The organism is Aliikangiella maris (assembly GCF_040719265.1).
GTDB classification, from domain to species: Bacteria; Pseudomonadota; Gammaproteobacteria; order Enterobacterales; family Kangiellaceae; genus Aliikangiella; species Aliikangiella maris.
Window position 1 is genome coordinate 118,278 of sequence record NZ_JBFDAH010000001.1, and the last position, 20,587, is coordinate 138,864.

Sequence of the window (20,587 nt, forward strand, 5' to 3'; positions counted from 1 at the left end):
TATAAATGCGAATTTTATTAACAGGTTGCAATGGTCAGGTTGGTTTCCTGCTAAAGAAAAAGCTCGAAGGTAAGTGTGAGCTACTTGCGTTAACTCGTGAATCTCTCGACATTACCGATGAGCCAAAAATTAACCTGACGGTCGCTGAATTTAAACCGCAAGTGATTATTAATGCTGCAGCCTATACCGCAGTAGATAAAGCTGAGAGTGAAAAAGAGCTCGCATTTGAAATCAACGCTACTGGCCCAAAATTGCTAGCCAAAGCTGCTAGCTCAGTTAATGCTTCGATAATTCATATATCGACGGATTATGTTTTTGAGGGTAATAAGAGTGGGACTTATTCAGAGACAGATCATGTCAATCCTCAAGGTGTTTATGGTGAAAGTAAACTTGCAGGAGAAATTGCTGTTCGCGAAAACTGCGAGAAACATATTATTTTACGGACAGCCTGGGTTTTTGGCGAGCATGGTAATAATTTTGTTAAAACTATGCTTCGGCTAGGTCAAGAACGAGAATCTCTAGGTATTGTCGGCGATCAGTTCGGTGGACCCACTTATGCTGGTGATATTGCGGATGCGATTGTCGAGATAATTTACCAAATTGAAGATAAGCGCTTTGACAGTTGGGGGAGTTATCACTATTCAGGATATCCTTATGCAAGTTGGTATGAATTTGCAGAACAAATTTTTGTGAAGGCAAAAGGAAAAGGATTATTAGAGTCAATTCCAAAACTAAACAAAATACAAACTGAAGACTACCCCACCCCTGCAGCACGGCCTAAAAACTCTAAACTTGAATGTAGTAAAGTTAAGTTGCAGCTTGGAATTGAGCCATCAGATTGGTTGAAGGCTTTAGAAAAAATCTGTGAATATGAGTAATAAGGCGTAAATAGATGAATGTAATAGAGACTAAAATACCAGATGTGAAAATTATTGAGCCGAGGGTGTTTGGTGATGACCGCGGTTTTTTCATGGAAACCTGGAATCAAAAAGAGTTCGAAGAGAAGGTGGCAGGAAGGCCAACAGTTTTTGTTCAAGATAATCATTCTAAATCTAAAAAAGGCATCTTACGAGGTTTACATTATCAAACTGAAAATACTCAGGGCAAATTGGTTCGCGTAATTTCAGGGGAAGTTTTTGATGTTGCGGTTGATATTAGGAAGAATTCTCCAACATTTGGCCAATGGGTTGGTGAATATTTGTCTGCTGAGAATAAGCGACAACTTTGGGTTCCTGAAGGATTTGCTCATGGGTTTTATGTGACAAGTCATGAGGCTGAATTCGTTTATAAATGTACAGATTATTATAACCCTAGCGCCGAAATTTCGATTAACTGGAATGATCCTGAAATTGGTATTAATTGGCCGACTTTTAACCATGAAGAAGTACAGCTGTCTGAAAAAGATCGGCAAGGTGTAAAGTTTTTAGCGCTCTGCCTGTAAATATTGTGGAAATCGAATGTTTTTGACTTTTGAGTACTACGGAGTTAGCAGTGCTGTTTAAACATAGTTTTATTTATGCGATTACGCAAATTCTACCAGCGGCAATGACTTTGATTGGCATTTCCGTTTTTACTCGACTGCTGAGTCCGGAGGATTACGGGTTATACTCTTTAACTTTGCTATTAGCTGCCGCTGGTACCACTATATTTTATCAATGGCTTAGCCTCTCTCTCGGACGTTACTATCAAGAATACGTGCATTCCGATCAAAAAGTTTTTCTTTTATCGACTACCTTATTATCATTTGTACTTATCAGCGTTGTTATCGCTATTGTTTCAGGCATATTAAATCTTGTTTTAGAAAGTGAAATAAATTTTGTTGTGGTTGGTGCCGTTATCTTATCTGGTGCGTGGTTTGAAATAAACAAACGACTGTCTAACGCAGATCTAAAACCGTCATCTTATGCTATCTCCTTAGGTATAAAAAGTACTTTAGCTGTATTCGGGGGGTATGTTGCAATATTGGCTGGGTTTGGCGTGTCTGGTATTTTGATCGCTTTATGTACAAGTTTCTGCGTCGCTACACTGGTACAATATCGGTATTGGATGGGATTTAGCGTAAGTAAAGTTAGCAAACCCGTTTTTTACAAAATGGCTGATTATGGATTACCATTAACCTTAACGTTTTTAATGCTATTTGTAATAAATGGTTCTGGTAAGTTCTTTTTAGATCAAAGCATTGGAAAATCAGCTGTGGGATTATTTTCGGTAGCATTTGATTTTACGCAATATATCATCTTAACAATCTGTGCAGTGTTACACCTTGCTGGATTTCCGTTGATTTTGAAAGCTTACACAGAGAGAGGGGAGGCGGAAGGAAAGAAGCAGTTGTTAAAGTCCTTTAACCTTTTACTATGTATTTCTATGCCAATTGTATTTGGTTTGATTGTAACTGTAGATGAGGTGACGGCAATATTTTTAGGTAATGAATTTAGAGAGAGTGCCGTTATTTATATACCTATTTTGTCAATTGCATTATTGACAATGGTTTTTAAGTCTTATTATTTCGATTATGCATTTCAGTTGGCTAAAAATACAAAACTACAAGTGGTTGGTGTGATTGCTGGTGCAATAGCCAGTTTTGTTTCAAATCCAATTTTAATCAGTTATTTTGGAATTATGGGGGCGTGTTACGCCATTTTGATTTCGTTTCTAGTTTATCTTTTCGTATGTATTTATTTAGGTAATAAAGTTTTCGACATGCCTAGGCTTCCCTGGCTAAATATATCGAAGATTATTTTTGCATGTGTATTAATGGTAATAGTAGTTAAAATCATAAAATTTGAAAATTTGTATATATTAATCTCAGTAAAAATATTAATTGGGACGTTAGCATATACTGTTTTACTTTGGATAATGAACTATCTTGGGCTTAGAAATATTGTTAAACTTAAATTATCAAAAAATATTACTTTCAAGTAAGAGTATGTCGGATATAGGCAGACTTTAAGTGTCCAATATCGTTTATACATTGCTTTCTGGAATAATTCTATTGAATTTTTCTTACCTTTGCTATAGGTACTCTCGCAGTGTAGTCTCTCCTGCATTCACTTTTAGTAGTGTATGGGCTGTATCATTAGTGTTTTTGTCTATAACTCCTTTAATGGGGTTTTATGCAGTAAATTCATTCTCCGTTCTAATTTTTATATTCGGTGCAATCGTATTTTCACTTACAAGTTTAAGCATTCAGTTTATTTCTGCTTGCTTACAAAAATCTAAAAAGAGCGGTCAACTAGAAACATTAAATTACGACAAACTGTTAGTATTTTTTATAGCCATATCGATAATATTTTTACCGCTACTTGTGATTGAAATAATGTCGTACGGTAGCTCTGTTCCAGAAATAGCATATAATTTGAGGCAAGCAACGTTGAACGGTGAAAAGATCGGCTCTTTCTTCACTGCAAATTATTTTGTGATTGCATATTTCTTATCAATTTTATTTATATATGCAATTAGTAAAAAACTCGTACGAATAACACCAGTAATACTAAGTCTCGTTCCATTTCTTGCGTTGACGTTGTTGTTAACGGGGCGTTCTGCACTAATTAGCTTGATATTGGCATGGGTTTTTACCTATGTCTTTTCGGGTGGAAAAATAAGTATAAAAGTCGCGACTTCCTTTTTTGTGGCCTTTATGCTGGTTCTGGTTTTAGGTGCAACCTTAGTAAGTAAAGTCGATGTTGCCGAGGCAAGCTTAGGGGAATCTATTTATATTTTGCTAGTGCATATTGTCGATTATTTATTTCAAGGACCGGTATTATTTTCTCATTATTTTGACAATCAGATACATATAAGAGAAAGCTGGGATACGTTAAATAGTGTTTGTCATGCATTATCTAAACTTGGATTATGTACACCGATTTCTAATGTACATGCCGATGATGCATATTTCGGCAACAACAAGCTTGGGAATGTTTATAGCATGTATTTCGCAATTTTTCCTCATTATTCTTATATTGGAATTGTCTTTTTTATTGTACTCTATTCAAGCTTGTGCACTTATTTTTTTGAAAAAGCAAAACATGGAAGTGTATTCTCACTAGTAGCAAGTGGTTTTTTGTATAGTGCAATAGTGTTATCTATATATAAAGATGGTTTTGGATCTGCGTTCTGGCTATTTATAAAATTCTATTTAATTTCAATTGCAATTGTCGCGTTATTTTCAAATCGTGGGCTTTTTAACCGAATCAAAACTTGAAATGAATATTGACGTTGTAACTAATTACAAACGGTAAATACAAAAATAAATTTTACTCCTTAACACAATAACACTGCGCCTTCAGCGAAATAAATATGACAATATTTAATAATCTATTATTTCAAATATTTATTGATACTGAAATTTAAAGAGGTGACAACTTCCTTTTATGGAAAATCTAAATATATTGGCTCTTACACTTGGAGAGAATACTCCTAGTAGTAGGTTTAGAGTCAGAAAGTTAACCCCTGAATTAACGCGTTTTAATATAAATGTTGACGAGCTTTATGCGAAATATGGCTCATATCCTCCTGCAGGCTCAATAAATAGACTTGGATGGTTACCTTTAGCTTTGAAGGATGCTTACTTACGTGTTCGTAAAAGTAAAGACTATGACCTATGTTTGGTTCAAAAACCACTGTTGTCAACCTTGATTACGTTTGAGCCGTTTATAAGAAAACCATTTATCTTTGATGTTGATGATGCGGTACATCTAGGTAAACGGGGCGGCTTAATAAACAAAATCGCACAAAAATCAGCGCACGTAATTTGCGGTAACCAATTTCTGGCGGAACACTATAGTAAGTTCGCTGAGGTTACAATACTACCCACAGCTGTAGATACTGGCTATTTTTATCCACAGAAAACTAAAGATGATAGATTGACTATAGGTTGGTCCGGCTCTTCGAGTGGTTTTAAATATTTGTATAATATTGAAGCTCAATTGTTAGAAGTTTTGAATCGTCATTCAGAGGCTTGCATCAAAATAGTCTCAAATGAACCGCCGAAATTCAAATTAATTGATCCAACAAGAATTATATTTGAAAAATGGACTAGCGATACTGAAGTGCAAGCCATACAAGATTTTTCCGTTGGCTTAATGCCGTTAGATGATAACCAATGGGAGCGTGGTAAATGTAGTTACAAAATGTTGACTTATATGTCTGTAGGTGTTCCAGTTGTGGTTTCTGACGTAGGTATGAATATTTCCGTTATGTCGCATGGTGAGTCTGGATATCTAGCGTCGACACCTTCAGATTGGATAGAAGCTATTTCTGAGCTGTTAAATTCTCAAAGCTTAAGGGAAAAGATGGGCGGTATTGGAAGAAAGGTTGTTTGCGAGCACTATTCTAATAACGTCATAGTGCCACAGTTGACCAGAGTTATTAGGAATATTTGTAAATAGGTAATAATTTGTATGAAAGTATTACATATAACTTTGGGCTTGGGGAATGGTGGGGCTGAAGGAGCATTGTTCAGACTTGTTACGTTTGATAAAAGTAACGAACATATTATTATTTCGATAATGGGAGACGGCATATATGGACAGAAGTTACGTGAATCCGGTCATACTATTTTTTCATTGGCTGTGCGAAGAGGAAAAGTAAAATTTAGTTGTTTTTATTCGATTTATAAAATAGTTAAGGAAGTTAGACCTGATGTTGTTCAAACTTGGTTATATCATTCTGACCTTCTTGGTGGAATTATCGCTCGCTTGGCTGGCGTGAAGACGGTTGTATGGGGAATTCGTCATTCCAATCTAGATCCAAAACTTAACTCAAAAATAATTATTTACATTGCAAAGATATCGAGTTTATTTTCTAAGATAATTCCTAAACGTATAATCAGTTGTTCTATTAAAGCTGCTGAAGTTCATAAAAATATCGGGTACAAAGCCTCTATCTTCGAAGTTATTCCTAACGGTTACGACCTTAATAAAATCAAACATACTAGAAAAGGTAGGTATGGGTATCGCTCTAATTGGCGGATCGGTGAAAAAGAAATCGTTTTCGGAGTGGTTGGCCGATGGGACCCGTTAAAAGATCATAAAAACTTCATTCGAGCTGTTTCAGATTTAAAGAGACAATATAAAGGTTCAATAAAGTGCATTCTTGTGGGACCTAACATTGATAATAGTAATGTAGAACTAGTTAAACTGATTCGATATTACGAGTTGGAAGATGATTTCTTACTACTGGGCCCTACTAAACAAATTAGTGAGGTTATGTCGGCATTTGACTTATTGGTCTTGCCGAGTTTAGGTGAAGCTTTTCCTAATGTGGTCGCAGAAGCTATGGCATGTGGTACTCCATGTATTGTAACTGATGTCGGTGACGCATCATTCATAGTCGGTAGTAATGGATGGGTCGTACCACCTGCAGACCATATCGCCTTATCAAATGCCATGAGTGAGTCCATAGCAAAAAATGCAGACGAAAATGAATGGCAAAATCTAACACAAAGATGTAGAGAACGAATTGAACAAAATTTTAGCATAGAGAGCATGGTTTCAAGATTTTCAGATGTTTGGTTTGATGCTAAAGAATCGAAATAATTAAAAGTTGCATGGGCGAATTTATTAGGTGATCAATTGAGAGTGTTACACGTAGTTGGAGATTCAAAATTTGGTGGTGGTTCAGTTATTATAAGCCAAATTGTTGTAGCGCAAAAGGAAAAAGGGTATGACGTGAGCGTGCTTACAACAGACCGTGAATTTATTTCACACTTGCAAAGCAAAGGAATTAATACCCATCATGTTGATTGTATTTGGCGCAGTTATAACCTATTCAAAGACGTGTTAGGCGTATTTAGGTTAGTTACATTTCTTAATCGTGATGAGTTTGATGTTGTACATACTCATACAACTAAGGCCGGTTTTATTGGTCGGATAGCGGGAAGGATTTCTGGTTGTAAGAATATTTTTCATACTGTCCATGGATTTCCGTTTAGTGAAAATAGTTCACTTTTAAAAGTTAGGATATTTGCAATAATAGAAAAATTTTTAGCACGCTTCACACATAGATTAATATTCGTAAGTGACTACCATAGAAAATGGGCAAAGGATCTTGGGATTATTTCTAATAATTCAAACGCTATTTCAATTAGAAATGGCGTGAATGCGCCATCTATAAGTGGCGACAAGGTTAAGGTTCTCAAGGAAAAATTTGGCAATAAAATATCAATTGTATTCGTTGGACGTATTGTTAGAGAAAAAGGGGTTTTTGATTTATTGCATGCGTTTAGTATATTGAAAGATAGTATTAAAGGAGCACAACTCTTTTTTGTTGGAGATGGACCAGATTTCGAAAAGCTAAAAGATGAAGCTTGTGGGGAAGATGGAGTGTATTTAACCGGCTTTGTAAAAAATCCAGCTGATTATTTAACGTTAGCCGATATCTTTGTATTACCTAGCTATAGAGAAGGGCTTTCAATTTCAGCTCTTGAAGCTCAGGCATTAGGAGTACCAAGTATTCTAAGTAATGTAGGTGGTAACATTGAGATAAGTGATAATGGTAAGTCTGCTTTGATTTTTGATGTTGGTTGCATTTCTGCTTTAGTGCAAAAATTAAGCTGTCTTCTATCTGATGAAAAGCTTTGCGAACGACTTAGGTTGAGTTCAAATGAAAATTTCAATGATAATTTTACAAGTGAAAAGATGACAACCGAATACAATAACTTGTGTGAAGAAATACAAACGAAATAATATTTCGCAGTCTCATGATATTTGTATTGTCGTACTTGGTTAAGTGATTAGGATTAGTAAGGGTAAGTGATGGAAGTAAGAAGGCTAAATTCGGAAGACTTGGATGCTATTGTGAAAATCCATAGTTCTGCGTTCCCTGATTTTTTTTTAACAGCATTGGGTGCACGCTTTTTAACCAAATATTACAGCTTTTACTTGGATGATAAACATGTCGCCTTGGTCTGTATTGATGGTGTTGAAATTATGGGCTTCGCTGTTGGATCTCATAATATCGAAGAGTTCTATTGTGAGCTATCTAATCGCAAAATGTATTTTCTTCCTTCAATTTTGCTTAATGTTTTTAATTGGCAACTATGGTCAAAAATTTTCAAAAGAGCTATGTCAATTATTTTTAAGAAACGAGTAAATGATGACAAAGTGAATTTGAAAGGATACTGCGAATTGACATCTATTGGAGTATCGGCTGACCACCAAAATAAAGGTGTCGGCAAAACATTGCTCAATGCTTTTGAGGTAGTTTGTTTTGAAAGTGAATGCGCCGGAATATATCTCACAACAGATCAAGATAATAATGAATCAGTAATAGAATTTTATAAACGGTCAGGTTATGATATTTTTAAAGAGTTTAAACAAGGCAAATCTAGAGTGATGTTAATAATGAAAAAAGATAAATGTAATAAAACTGATAGAGGCGAAGACTCAGATTTAATGCCATTTATACCTTATGCATTACCTCTAACGGATGAGAATGAAATCAACGAGGTTATAGATACAATACGGTCTGGCTGGTTAACTACAGGACCGAAAACCAAGCAATTTGAAAAAGATTTTTCAGAGTTTGTGCAAGCTAAATATGCCTTAGCAGTTAACTCTGCAACCGCTGGCTTGCATTTAGGTCTTGAAGCTTTAGGCGTAGGAGCTGGTGATAAAGTAATTACAACTGTGCATACTTTTACAGCTACGGCGGAAGTAATTCGCTACTTGGGAGCCGATCCTGTTTTTGTCGATATTGAAGGGGATAGTTTTAATATTGACTGTGATGAAGTTGAAGCAGCATTAATTGCTCACCCTGAAGCCAAAGTAATAATGCCTGTTCATTATGCGGGGCAATCGGCAAACATGACTCGTATTATGGCACTAGCTGAGCAATATAAAGTAAAGGTATTAGAAGATGCTGCTCATGCCGTGCCAACAACTCATCAAGGTAAAATAATTGGTACTTTTGGCGATATAACCGTTTATAGTTTTTACGCTAACAAAACGATTACTACAGGTGAAGGTGGAATGTTGGTTACTAATAATGAAGAATACGCTAAACGTGTTAGCTGTATGCGTCTTCATGGTATCAGTAAAGATGTTTTTGACCGTTTTACTTCTACTAAACCTTCCTGGCATTATCAAGTAGTAGCACCTGGTTTTAAATATAATATGACAGATATAGCTGCTTCGCTTGGTATACATCAGCTAAAAAAAGCTTGGCAGTTACAAGAGCGCCGAAAGGAAATTGCCAACAAATATAGTAATGCTTTTAATGACTTACCTGTTGTTACTCCTTTAATAATTAATGAAGATGATGTCCATTCGTGGCATTTGTATGTGTTGCAACTAAACATTGACGAGATTAGTATTTCGCGAGATCGTTTTATTGAAATATTAGCGGAGAAAGGAATCTGTACATCGGTGCATTATATTCCTTTGCATTTTCACCCATATTGGCAAGAGACTTACAGTTTAAGCAAAGCTGATTTTCCAAGATCTAGTAAGGCGTTTACACGGATCGTAAGTTTACCTAATTATCCTAAAATGACTGACGAACAAGTTGATAAAGTTATTTCTGTTGTTAGAAATGTGCTTAAAGAGTATCGGTTAAGTGCTTAAAAGAATCTTTGATTTGATTTTTTCTTTATTGGGAGTGACATTGCTTAGTCCTTTGTTATTACTCATTGCTTTTTGGATTAAGGTTGATAGTGATGGTCCAGTTTTATTTATTCAAAAGCGTGTTGGAATAAATGGAAGTACGATCAGTGTTTATAAATTTAGAACTATGGTTGTAGATGCCGAAACTAAAGGGTTAAAAATAACAGTTGGAAATGATTCCCGGATAACTAGAAGTGGACTCTTTTTAAGAAAATATAAATTAGATGAATTGGCTCAACTATTTAATGTATTAGATGGTACAATGAGTTTTGTTGGCCCTCGTCCGGAAGTTCAGGAGTACATAGATGTCTATCCAAATGACATCCGAAAAAAAATATTATCTGTTCGCCCTGGAATCACAGACTTTGCTTCCATTGCGTTTAAAGATGAAAATCAAATGCTAGAAAATGCATTAGATCCTAACAAAACCTATATCGAAGAGATATTGCCTATCAAACAAAAATACTATATCAAATACATAGAAGAGCAAAGTGTTTTATTAGATATTAAACTTATTATCAAAACAATTATTAGGATAGTTTTTGGTAAGTAATAAGTTGTAAAAACGAAAAATCATGCCAATAGTTATTATTGGGCGAAGTATTTATTTTGCCAAAAATCGTAAGTGTGCAGCTATAGATTAATACTAGTGTAAAGTCTGTTGAAAAATTGAACGTAAGCAATGGTATGGACTCCTCCTCAACCTGACCAATTGGCTATTTTAAGCGACAATGGTATTTGAATAGTCATTATAAACAATTGAGGAGAATTTCATGGGTAACATAACTCGAGTAGGTGTTGATATTGCCAAATCTATTTTTCACATACATGCTGTTGACCGATTCAGTGAAGTTCAATGGAAGGGAAAGTATTCTCGGAATAAATGGTTAGCAGCAATTGTAAAAAAAGTACCAGAAGGAGCGGTGATTGCGATGGAAGCTTGTGGTTCAGCAAACTACTGGGGCCGAGAACTTGAAAAGTTAGGTTATCAAGTCACAGTTATCCATGCACAATTTGTTANTGGAAGCTTGTGGTTCAGCAAACTACTGGGGCCGAGAACTTGAAAAGTTAGGTTATCAAGTCACAGTTATCCATGCACAATTTGTTAAACCTTATGTAAAAAGTAATAAAAATGATGCGGTCGATGCAGAAGCAATCTGCGAAGCCATGAGTCGGCCTAATATGCGATTTGTGAATTTGAAAACAGTCAGACAGCAAGATGTTCAAGCAGCACATCGTATTCGAGATAAGTTAATGATGCAAAGAACAGCAAAAATTAATCAAATTCGAGGGTTAACCGGTGAATATGGGTTGATAGCCCCTATTGGAGCCAAGAATCTGAGAAAAATTATTCCCATTTGGTTAGAAGATGCAGAAAATAGTTTGTCTCCGATGTTCCGTGAATTGCTGAGTGGTTTATCGGAAGATTTAATTCAATTAGATGAGCGTCTATTAATGCTTGATGAGCTGATTCAACAAGATGTTCAAAATGATCCGGTTGCCAGTAGACTTTTAGAGTTAAGGGGGGAAGGTATTTTATGTTCCAGTGCTTTATCAAGTGCTATTGGAGATGGTAAAGCTTATCGTAAAGGGAGAGATTTTGCGGCTTCCGGCATGCCCATCGACATAATGACAGTTTGAGTCAATGGCTAAAAAATTAACTTCCAATAAACATTTCAATGTTGTCATTGTTGCATTAGCGAACAAAACGGCTAGAGCGGCCTGGGCAATGGTGAATAATAATGAAAGATATCGACCTGAATTAATCGCTTCGGTAGAAGCATAAACGCTTTCATAAAAACGAGTAAAAATCAGTTTCATCCAAGTTGCAAAGTATCGCGTGAGATGGCAAATAGGTAAGACCGACACTTGTAAAACCTCAAGCGGACGAAGAGCCAAACAAGCTCGTGTAAGCGTAAAGGAACAAGTGTGCGAATAGCCCATAGTGGTTCGATGTATTCAAAGCATCAATAAAGAAACCGAATATACGTTGGCACTTATACCATTATATCGTTGAGCGAAATACTTGCAAATGAGGAGGAGTCCATATACGTCTGGCCAAAGACACCTAGCAGTTGAAATTTTTTCGAATAAACTGACTCCGGCATTCACCATTGGAGACCAGCATGAAACGGGTGGAATGGTAACAACCAATGACTAAAGCTTCTGGAAAAAAATGTGGTCCTACAAAGATCACGGTAAATCATGGATGCTATTTATAATCGTGAACATACACCTGGTTTTAGATGGGGTCATGAAAGCTTTGGAACCAACCGGAGAATGCTTGAAATTCAAGCGGTTATTGTTAGAATACAGCTGAAAAGAATGAGTGAATGGACTAAGCTTCGTCAGCAAAATGCAGCTAGAATCGATAAGGTTGCTAAGCGGTTTAAAGTGACTCGCTGAATTGATATACCCTCAAATATGCAACATGCGGAATACAAACATTATTTATTAATTCAGAATATTTAGTTAAAGGATGGAGTCGAGATAGAATCATTGATAAAATTATTCAGCTCGGCTTACCTTGTTACTAAGGCAGTTGTTCAGAAGTTTATTTAGAAAAAGCCTTTGATAATACATCATTTAAGCCTAAAGAGAGATTACCTAATGCCAAGTTATTAGGTGAAACTAGCTTGATGTTTTTAGTTCATCCAACACTCACCGAAGCAGAAGTTAATAAAACCTGTGAAGTTCTTTCGGAAGTATTAAGCAAAGCTTCAAAGTGATTTCTGTGTAATTTAAGCAATTTAATGTTAAAAGTTGTAATTCTTTTGCTAGTACTTGTCAGTACTTCTTTAAAGATAATTTCGAACCCTACAAATATCCAGCAAAATCTTGAAATGGGTACTAAAATTAGCTCATCTAAGAAAAAACAGTGTGTTTTTTATTTAAAAGATAATTTACTGGTTAACAAAAATAAAAGGAAAATACTACATGGATAATAGGAACAAAATAATCTCTTCATTTATTGAATCACCAAGACCATTTAAGAGATTCGTTTCTTTAGCTTTTGATTCTGCTGCAATAATATTCAGTATCTATTTTGCATTAAATATAACTATTTATGGGTATGAAGTTGATAATGTAAACGCTCCATATATTTTAATCACTTTAATAGTCAGTTTATCTGTATTTGCCAGAGTTGGTTTTTATAGAGCTATTTTACGTTACATGGGGCTGAAAGCTATCTTTACTATAGCTATAGGTATCGCTCTTTCGACACTAGCATTCACCGCAAGTTGTTTGTATTACAAGGTTTCTATTGATGCAACTAGCATTCTACTTTATTGGTCTTTTTCTCTTGTAACAATTGGAGGTGCTCGTTTATTAACAGTTGCTCTAATTCGTTCAACAAAGAATCTCTCGTTAAATGTAGTTGCCATATATGGTGCAGGCTCAGCTGGAAGACAGTTAGCCCGTGCACTAGGTCAAAGCAATCAATATAAGATTGCTGCCTATATTGATGACGAGCCAACAATGTTCGGAACAGAAATTGATGGTGTTAAAGTATACTCTCCCATTTCTTTAGAAAAAATAATTGGAAAACATCTTGTTTCTCAAGTGCTATTAGCAATGCCTTCTACTAGCCATGCTCGTCGTTCTGAAATTCTTTCTCGTTTAGAACCGTTCCCTATTAAAGTTAAAACTATCGCCTCTATGGACGAAATTGTAAGTGGTAAAGTCCAAATCGAGCAATTGAAAGAAATTGAAATTGAGGACTTACTTGGACGAGATTCTGTAGCGCCTAATAAAGAGCTGCTGCATTCTTGTATTATTAATAAAGTCGTGATGGTTACTGGAGCTGGTGGCTCTATCGGTTCTGAACTATGTAAACAGATTGTGGCACTGAAGCCGAGTTCGATAGTTTTATATGAATTATCTGAGTTTGCGTTGTATTCTATTGAAAAACAGTTAAGAAAATTAAGTCGAAAACTTGAAATTAAACTAACCATTATTCCGTTACTTGGTTCAGTTCAACATAAAAACCGACTAATCCGTGCGATGCAGCATTATAATGTACAAACAGTTTATCATGCTGCTGCTTATAAACATGTGCCGATAGTTGAGCATAATGTTGTTGAAGGTGTGAGGAATAACGTTTTTGGAACTTGGTATGCCGCAGAGGCTGCTGCTGAAGCTGGTGTAGAAAGGTTTGTACTTGTTTCAACAGACAAGGCTGTACGACCTACGAATGTTATGGGGGCATCAAAACGACTTGCTGAGCTGGTATTACAAGCTATTTCTACTCGAGGTCAAAAGACTATTTTTACAATGGTCCGGTTTGGTAATGTTTTAGGATCATCTGGTTCTGTGGTTCCTTTGTTTAGAGAGCAAATAAAAGCTGGTGGGCCAGTAACCGTTACTCACAAAGATATTATCCGTTATTTTATGACAATTCCTGAAGCTGCGCAGCTGGTTATTCAAGCGGGAGCTATGGGGAAAGGGGGCGATGTTTTTGTTTTAGATATGGGAGAACAAGTTAAGATTTCAGAACTCGCAGAGCGAATGATCCACTTGATGGGGTTAAGTGTAAAGAGTTCTGCTAATCCACAAGGTGATATCGAAATTAAGTATTCTGGGTTAAGGCCTGGAGAGAAGCTCTATGAAGAGTTATTGATTGGTGAAAATGTCGTTGGTACGTCTCACTCAAAAATTATGACGGCTAACGAAGAGTTTCTACCTTGGTTAGATATGCATAAAGCTTTAATTCTCTTAAATGAACTGTGTGAAAAAATGGATTGTGAAGGAATTGTACAGCTTTTGCTTAAAATTCCTACAGGGTATAACCCGCAACACGCCGTTTGTGATTTGTTATGGGATGAGGATAAAGAACAAAATAATGTTATTAGATTAAAGACATTGTCATAAAGTTTTTAGCAAAAACTAATTAAAGGGAGAGTGCTAATCATCCGATCTCGATTAAAAGAGTGAGTCATTAAGTAAATTAGTCGTTACTTTAAAATTTATTTATACCTGCTAAATTGTTTTAATACCTTAAATTTAATATACAATGTAGAAACTATTGTCTTAAATATTAAATTGTTGCAAATAATATGAAAATTCAAAAAGCCGTCATTCCCGTAGCAGGCTTAGGTACACGTATGCTGCCTGCATCGAAATCCATCCCCAAAGAAATGCTTCCGATAGTGGATAGGCCATTAATTCAGTATATTATTGATGAGTGTATTTTAGCCGGGATCACCGAAATTGTATTGGTCACACACTCTTCAAAAGCTTCGATTGAAAATCATTTCGATACTAATGTTGAACTGGAAAGTAATCTAAAAGCAAAAAATAAGCTTTCTTTGTTGAAGGAAGTGCAAAATACTTGCCCTAATAGTGTTTCTATTATTGCCGTTAGACAAGGTGAAGCCAAAGGACTCGGTCATGCAGTCTCAATGGCGAGAGCCGTTGTTGGAGATAACCCCTTTGTTGTTATTCTACCTGATGTGCTAATTGATAATGCTGCTTGTGATTTAAAGTCAGAGAATTTGGCCGCTATGCTTAGCCAATATGAGCGTTCGGGGGCCAGTCAAATTATGGTGGAGCCTGTACCAGATGATAAAGTATCCAGTTATGGTGTGGTTGATTGTGGTGATGTCACATTAAATCCGGGTGATTCTGTTAAAATGACGCGAGTGGTTGAAAAGCCACCTAAAGAGCAGGCACCATCTAACTTAGCTGTTGTTGGTCGTTATGTATTATCAGCTAAAATTTGGCAGTTATTAGAAAATACACAACCTGGGGCTGGCGGTGAAATTCAGTTGACGGATGCCATTGATGAGCTGATGAAGTCAGAAACGGTTGAAGCGTTTCATATGACTGGAAAGTCTCATGATTGCGGTTCAAAAATTGGCTATATGAAAGCAAATATTGAATATGGAATGAGGCATCAAGGGATTGGAAAAGAGCTTACTGATTTTGTTAAAAGTATGATTGAGTAGGCTAGTAGTCGAGTAGGCTGGTAGTCGAGAAATAGTAAGCTAGTAGTCGAGTAGACTGGTAATTGAGTAAGGAGGCTTTTTATGCGATTTAGGGAGTTGGATGTTTGGAAGCGTAGTAAATGATTAACAATAGAAGTGTACAGGGAACTATCATTGTTAAAGGATTTTGGGTTTAAAGATCAAATTACTCGTTCAGCTTTATCGATACCATCTAATATTGCAGAAGGATTTGAAAAGGATTACACAAAAGAAAAGTTGCGTTTTCTAGCAATTGCTAAAGGCTCACTTGGTGAATTTGTTACACAAGTTGAAATTGGAATTGGAATTGATATTGATTATATCAAGCAAGAAGTAGGTGTAAAGTGGATTAAAGAAGGTGAAGAACTATCTAAAACGATAGGAAAAATGATAACAAATTTAAAATACTAATTAATCTCTAACTAGCATATTCCACTACTAGGATACTAGCTTACTCACTTACTAGAATACTCGCACACTAGAATACTAAAAAATGACTATGATCAACAATACCCCTCAATGGCAATCTCTACAATCACACTTAGATTTAGATTTAGTTGAAAAAAATATTGCTGAATTATTTCACAATAAGCAACGATTTGAAGATCTTTCTTTTGAGTTTGAACAATTGCTACTCGACTTTTCAAAACAGAAGCTAACAAAAGATACGCTTAAAAAATTAATACAATTGGCTCATGCTGTTGAGTTGCCTTCACAAATTCATAACTTATTAACTGGAAAATTAGTTAATACTACTGAGAATCGTCCTGCACTTCATTCTGCGCTCAGAATGCAAGAGAGTGAAACTCTCATATTAGCGGGTGAGAATATCAATCAAAATATTCAAACTGAACTTAAAATTATGCAAGCAATGATCGAGCGAATAACGCAAGGTCATTGGCGGGGATTTAGTGGTAAGCCCATAACTGACATTGTTAATTTAGGTGTAGGCGGCTCAGATCTTGGGCCGCTCTTAGTTTGTGAAGCGCTTGATGAGTTTAAAGTGAATTACGCTAATCCTGTGAGCGTTCATTTTGCGTCAACAATGGACGGTTCACAAGTTTCGAGTTTGTTTGAAAAATTAAACCCGGAAACAACGCTGTTTGTATTGGTGTCTAAGTCGTTTACAACGATAGATACGTTATCAAATGCAGCATCAGCAAAAGCCTGGTTAATGAATCATTGTCAGGATGAACGAATAATTAATAAACAGCATTTCATTGGTATTTCAACCAATGAAAAGAAAATGGCTGAATGGGGCATTCACCGCGATCACCAACTCAAGTTGTGGGATTGGGTTGGCGGACGTTTTTCCCTTTGGTCAACCGTTGGTCTGACTATCGCATTAAAAATCGGTATGGGGAATTTTCGTCAACTGCTCGATGGGGCCAATGCTCTTGATAAACATTTTGGCCAAGCAGAACTTTCAAATAATCTGCCTGTTTTATTTGGACTCGTTGGTATTTGGAATGCCAACTTTTTAGGGATTTCGGCGCAAGCGATTTTGCCCTATGATGCACGTTTAAAATATTTTCCAAGCTATTTAACGCAACTCGAAATGGAAAGTAACGGGAAGTCCGTAACTCACGCAGCCGAAAAAATTGAATATGATACTTGCCCCGTACTGTGGGGAGAAGTCGGCCCTAATGCACAACATGCCTTTTACCAGTTGTTACATCAAGGTACTCGGAAAGTTGCCTGTGATTTCATCGCCCCAGTTAAACGATTTGCAATTGCTGAAAGTGAGCATGATAAAGCGCTACAGGAACAACACGCGCTCACGCTAGCAAACTGTTTTGCCCAATCTCGTGCATTGATGCTTGGCAGTCAAATAGAAAGTTCTCAATGTGAACCTTCTAAGTTTGAATCTTCTCATCAGTTTTATCCTGGTAATCAACCTTCAACGACCATTTTATTAAAAGAGTTAAATCCGTTTAGTTTAGGGCAGTTGATTGCACTTTATGAACATAAGGTTTTTGTTATGGCTGCAATTTGGGGGATTAACCCGTTTGACCAATGGGGGGTTGAATTAGGAAAAGTCATGGCGAAAGAAACCTTGACTGCGATTAAGTCTGAGACTGAAATAAATCAATTTGACGGTTCGACAAATGGGCTGATGAACTATGTTAAGCAACAGGCTTGATTAGAATTAAATAATTTAAATTGACTTGTCGTTAAAACAATAATATTAAAATAGAATTAAATAGAAAAAATTTAAGAGTAAATTATGAAAATTGCAGTCTTTGGTCGAGAATTACAGTCACATACTGCAGCATCTTTGTTTGCTTCGGTCGGAAATCAAGTCGACTTTTTTGCTAGAGAAAAAAGTACCTGCCTACAAGAATCTGGCTTACTAAATTTATATACTTTACAAAAAGATGCTAAACGTCTTAAGAATATTTTAACAAATCAAGTTATCTCCTCGTCGTTAGAAGGTGAGAAAGCACGCTATGATTTTATTTTAATTTCAGATGTTTCTCCCAATTATGTTCTTGAACATTATGCGCAACAGTTAAAATATTCTCTAGAGTGTGGGACCGTTTTCATTATTTTTACTCCCTCAGAAATCGGTGAAGCTCAGTCATTTTCGCAAAAACTTAAATTGTATGGCGATCAGGTAACCGTTTGTAGCGTACCGTTGCTAGTTCGTGAAGGTCGCGCGATATTAGATTTTTCCAGACCAGATAACATTATTATTGGCTGTGATGATCCTGTTGTTTTGCCGAAAGTGAAATCACTTTTTTATCCATTTAATCGGGTAAAAAATGTCATCAAAGAGGTGTCTACCAGAGAAGCTGAATTTTCCTGCTTTGCGGGCAATGCCATGTTAGCTACTCGTTTAAGCTTTATGAATGAAATGGCAAGTTTGGCAGAAAGAAGTCATGTGGATATTGATGTTGTCAGAGAGTGTATAGGTAGTGATCCGAGAATAGGGCGAGATTACCTTTATCCTGGGTGCGGTTATGGTGGTCATGCACTTGCCGAGAATGTTGAGAAAATTGCGGCGCAATTGAGAACGCGAGAAGATGATCTAGGTTTGCTCGATATCGTTGCTCAAATTAATGAACGCCAAAAAGACTTGTTATTTCGCAAAATCTGGCAGTTTTTCAATACAGACCTGCATGATAAAAAGATTGCAATTTGGGGGGCTGCGTTTAAGCCGGGTAGTTCAAATATTGATGGTGCTCCCTCAATTAAACTCATTGAAGCTTTGTTAGCGCAAGGTGCGAACGTCAATGTTTATGATCCGCTAGCACTTGAAAAAATTCATGTAAAATTTAAAAATAACTGTCATTTAACCTTGTTAGACTCGGCTTATGAAGCACTTGAAGGTGCTGATGTTTTAGCAATTTGTACTGAATGGAAAGAGTTTTGGAGTCCTGACTTTGAAAAGTTTTCTAAATGTTTGAAGTACAAAGCTATATTTGATGGCCGAAATATACTTGATCCATTCCAAATGAAAAATGCGGGGTTCCTGTATTTTGGTATTGGACGAGGGGAAATGTTGTAAACCAATTTAAATTGTAAAAAACGATTTAAAAAAGCGACTGTAAAAGCGCGATTGAGTAACAGGGTTAACTTAATGAAAGTAACGGTTTTTGGTACAGGATATGTTGGATTAGTTCAGGGAACAATTCTCGCGTCTGTTGGACATGAGGTTATATGTGCAGATATTGATGAAAAAAAAATAGCAGATTTAAAAAATGGCAGTATACCGATTTATGAACCCGGTTTGGAGCCGTTGGTTAAAGAGAATTTTGAGTCTGGAAGACTAAAGTTTACCACCGATTTAAAATTAGCAGTTGAGCATGGAGAGTTTCAGTTTATCGCTGTGGGTACTCCGCCCGATGAAGACGGCTCTGCCGACTTAAAATATGTTTTATCTGTTGCGGAAACCATTGCAGTTAATATGCAAACACCTAAAATTATTGTTAATAAATCAACGGTACCAGTTGGAACTGCTGACAAAGTTGCCGCTTCAGTACAGAAAAAACTGACCGAAAGAAATACCAATCTTTTATTTCATGTGGTTTCTAACCCTGAGTTTTTAAAAGAAGGTGCTGCGGTTAATGATTGTTTGCGTCCTGATCGGATTATTATTGGCACGAATAATTCAGACGTTGAAGAAAAAATGCGTGAGCTATATGCGCCATTTAATCGTAATCATGACAAAGTGATTGTGATGGATATTCGTTCAGCAGAATTAACCAAGTATGCGGCTAACTGCATGTTGGCGACAAAAATTTCTTTTATGAATGAAATGGCTAATCTGGCAGAAAAATTGGGGGCCGATATTGAAGCCGTGCGTCATGGTATTGGCTCTGACCCTCGAATTGGTTATCAATTTATTTACCCAGGTTGTGGTTATGGTGGTTCTTGTTTTCCAAAAGATGTTAAAGCATTGATTAAAACCGCCAATGATTTGGATTATAAGCCCGAATTATTGGAAGCCGTTGAATTAGTTAACGAGTACCAGAAGACTAAATTGTTTGAGTATTTTAATGCACATTTTGCTGGAAATATTACTGGAAAAACTGTTGCGCTATGGGGGTTGAGTTTTAAGCCTAATACAGATGATATGCGAGAAGCCTCTAGTCGAGTGTTGATTGAAGCACTTTGGGAGCATGGTGTAAAAGTTCAAGCCTATGATCCTGAATCCATGAATGAGTGTCAACGGATTTATGGTCAAAGAGAAGATCTCGCATTAGTGGGTACAAAAGAGTCTGCACTTAAAAATGCCGATGTACTGATGGTATGCACCGAGTGGAGTCAGTTTAGGGCGCCAGATTTTGAGTTAATTAAAGAATCATTAACTGATAAAGTGATTTTTGATGGTAGAAATATGTACGATCCTAAGCTGATGAATAAAAAGGGGTTAAAATACTATGCTATTGGGCGAGGAGCTTCGGTAAAATCCGTATAATATCTCTATTTTTCCCATTAATTTAGTGTGACTATATCATTTTGTCGCTTTCGATATAATGCAATTATGGTATTATTTGCACACTATAATCAAAA

Annotated in this window: 18 protein-coding genes; all 18 read left to right on the forward strand. The window is 36.3% G+C overall.

The genetic code is table 11. The features are described 5' to 3' along the window. Positions 1-5 precede the first annotated feature (5 nt). The 18 genes from rfbD to ABVT42_RS00595 all read left to right on the forward strand — a co-directional run bounded on the left by rfbD (position 6) and on the right by ABVT42_RS00595 (position 20,492). Positions 6-878 carry a dTDP-4-dehydrorhamnose reductase gene (gene rfbD / locus ABVT42_RS00510; RefSeq protein WP_353873134.1) on the forward strand — a complete coding sequence of 291 codons (873 nt, stop codon included), beginning with the start codon at positions 6-8 and terminating at the stop codon, positions 876-878. 14 nt (positions 879-892) lie between these two features. Beyond that, positions 893-1,441, forward strand: a complete 549-nt coding sequence (gene rfbC, locus ABVT42_RS00515; protein WP_353873135.1) for a dTDP-4-dehydrorhamnose 3,5-epimerase — start codon at positions 893-895, stop codon at positions 1,439-1,441. Between the two features lie 50 nt (positions 1,442-1,491). Next, positions 1,492-2,922: a lipopolysaccharide biosynthesis protein gene (locus tag ABVT42_RS00520; RefSeq protein ID WP_353873136.1), complete on the forward strand. Its 1,431-nt coding sequence runs from the start codon at positions 1,492-1,494 to the stop codon at positions 2,920-2,922. Positions 2,923-2,950: 28 nt separating this feature from the next. Further along, the gene (locus tag ABVT42_RS00525; RefSeq protein WP_353873137.1) at positions 2,951-4,201 is read left to right on the forward strand and encodes an O-antigen polymerase; all 1,251 of its coding nucleotides are present in this window, start codon (positions 2,951-2,953) and stop codon (positions 4,199-4,201) included. Positions 4,202-4,370: 169 nt separating this feature from the next. Then, positions 4,371-5,387, forward strand: a complete 1,017-nt coding sequence (locus ABVT42_RS00530) for a glycosyltransferase (RefSeq protein WP_353873138.1) — start codon at positions 4,371-4,373, stop codon at positions 5,385-5,387. A gap of 12 nt (positions 5,388-5,399) precedes the next feature. Next, entirely contained in the window at positions 5,400-6,536 is a 1,137-nt protein-coding gene (locus ABVT42_RS00535) for a glycosyltransferase (RefSeq protein WP_353873139.1), read from the forward strand. A gap of 42 nt (positions 6,537-6,578) precedes the next feature. Further along, positions 6,579-7,685 carry a glycosyltransferase family 4 protein gene (locus tag ABVT42_RS00540; protein ID WP_353873140.1) on the forward strand — a complete coding sequence of 369 codons (1,107 nt, stop codon included), beginning with the start codon at positions 6,579-6,581 and terminating at the stop codon, positions 7,683-7,685. 69 nt (positions 7,686-7,754) lie between these two features. Then, positions 7,755-9,563, forward strand: coding sequence for a GNAT family N-acetyltransferase (locus ABVT42_RS00545; protein WP_353873141.1), 1,809 nt, complete (start codon positions 7,755-7,757; stop codon positions 9,561-9,563). Then, positions 9,556-10,155 (forward strand): sugar transferase, encoded by a 600-nt coding sequence (locus tag ABVT42_RS00550; RefSeq protein WP_353873142.1) that lies wholly within the window; start codon positions 9,556-9,558, stop codon positions 10,153-10,155. Before ABVT42_RS00545 ends, ABVT42_RS00550 begins: the two co-directional genes overlap by 8 nt. Positions 10,156-10,607: 452 nt before the next feature. Further along, entirely contained in the window at positions 10,608-11,243 is a 636-nt protein-coding gene (locus ABVT42_RS00555) for an IS110 family RNA-guided transposase (RefSeq protein ID WP_367023333.1), read from the forward strand. Between the two features lie 4 nt (positions 11,244-11,247). After that, complete coding sequence (locus ABVT42_RS00560; protein WP_353873145.1) at positions 11,248-11,388, forward strand: hypothetical protein; 141 nt, start codon at positions 11,248-11,250, stop codon at positions 11,386-11,388. 419 nt (positions 11,389-11,807) lie between these two features. Then, on the forward strand, positions 11,808-12,008 hold the full coding sequence (locus ABVT42_RS00565) for a DegT/DnrJ/EryC1/StrS family aminotransferase (RefSeq protein ID WP_353873146.1): 201 nt from the start codon (positions 11,808-11,810) through the stop codon (positions 12,006-12,008). Between the two features lie 531 nt (positions 12,009-12,539). Further along, on the forward strand, positions 12,540-14,474 hold the full coding sequence (locus ABVT42_RS00570; RefSeq protein WP_353873147.1) for a polysaccharide biosynthesis protein: 1,935 nt from the start codon (positions 12,540-12,542) through the stop codon (positions 14,472-14,474). A gap of 185 nt (positions 14,475-14,659) precedes the next feature. Continuing rightward, positions 14,660-15,550, forward strand: coding sequence for a UTP--glucose-1-phosphate uridylyltransferase GalU (gene galU / locus ABVT42_RS00575; RefSeq protein WP_353873148.1), 891 nt, complete (start codon positions 14,660-14,662; stop codon positions 15,548-15,550). 135 nt (positions 15,551-15,685) lie between these two features. Next, the gene (locus tag ABVT42_RS00580; protein ID WP_353873149.1) at positions 15,686-15,979 is read left to right on the forward strand and encodes a four helix bundle protein; all 294 of its coding nucleotides are present in this window, start codon (positions 15,686-15,688) and stop codon (positions 15,977-15,979) included. A gap of 82 nt (positions 15,980-16,061) precedes the next feature. After that, positions 16,062-17,711: a glucose-6-phosphate isomerase gene (gene pgi, locus ABVT42_RS00585; RefSeq protein ID WP_353873150.1), complete on the forward strand. Its 1,650-nt coding sequence runs from the start codon at positions 16,062-16,064 to the stop codon at positions 17,709-17,711. An 84-nt stretch (positions 17,712-17,795) separates the two neighbouring features. Continuing rightward, the gene (locus ABVT42_RS00590; RefSeq protein WP_353873151.1) at positions 17,796-19,079 is read left to right on the forward strand and encodes a nucleotide sugar dehydrogenase; all 1,284 of its coding nucleotides are present in this window, start codon (positions 17,796-17,798) and stop codon (positions 19,077-19,079) included. A gap of 72 nt (positions 19,080-19,151) precedes the next feature. After that, positions 19,152-20,492 carry a UDP-glucose dehydrogenase family protein gene (locus ABVT42_RS00595; RefSeq protein ID WP_353873152.1) on the forward strand — a complete coding sequence of 447 codons (1,341 nt, stop codon included), beginning with the start codon at positions 19,152-19,154 and terminating at the stop codon, positions 20,490-20,492. The last annotated feature ends 95 nt before the right edge of the window (positions 20,493-20,587 follow it).

Excerpts from the sequence above, each read along its gene's own strand:
- ABVT42_RS00545 (WP_353873141.1), top strand. The coding sequence starts at position 7,755 with ATGGAAGTAAGAAGGCTAAATTCGGAAGACTTGGATGCTATTGTGAAA.
- rfbD (WP_353873134.1), top strand. The coding sequence starts at position 6 with ATGCGAATTTTATTAACAGGTTGCAATGGTCAGGTTGGTTTCCTGCTA.
- galU (WP_353873148.1), top strand. The coding sequence starts at position 14,660 with ATGAAAATTCAAAAAGCCGTCATTCCCGTAGCAGGCTTAGGTACACGT.
- ABVT42_RS00560 (WP_353873145.1), top strand. The coding sequence starts at position 11,248 with ATGGCTAAAAAATTAACTTCCAATAAACATTTCAATGTTGTCATTGTT.
- pgi (WP_353873150.1), top strand. The coding sequence starts at position 16,062 with ATGACTATGATCAACAATACCCCTCAATGGCAATCTCTACAATCACAC.
- ABVT42_RS00565 (WP_353873146.1), top strand. The coding sequence starts at position 11,808 with ATGGATGCTATTTATAATCGTGAACATACACCTGGTTTTAGATGGGGT.
- ABVT42_RS00535 (WP_353873139.1), top strand. The coding sequence starts at position 5,400 with ATGAAAGTATTACATATAACTTTGGGCTTGGGGAATGGTGGGGCTGAA.
- ABVT42_RS00595 (WP_353873152.1), top strand. The coding sequence starts at position 19,152 with ATGAAAGTAACGGTTTTTGGTACAGGATATGTTGGATTAGTTCAGGGA.
- rfbC (WP_353873135.1), top strand. The coding sequence starts at position 893 with ATGAATGTAATAGAGACTAAAATACCAGATGTGAAAATTATTGAGCCG.
- ABVT42_RS00590 (WP_353873151.1), top strand. The coding sequence starts at position 17,796 with ATGAAAATTGCAGTCTTTGGTCGAGAATTACAGTCACATACTGCAGCA.
- ABVT42_RS00570 (WP_353873147.1), top strand. The coding sequence starts at position 12,540 with ATGGATAATAGGAACAAAATAATCTCTTCATTTATTGAATCACCAAGA.
- ABVT42_RS00530 (WP_353873138.1), top strand. The coding sequence starts at position 4,371 with ATGGAAAATCTAAATATATTGGCTCTTACACTTGGAGAGAATACTCCT.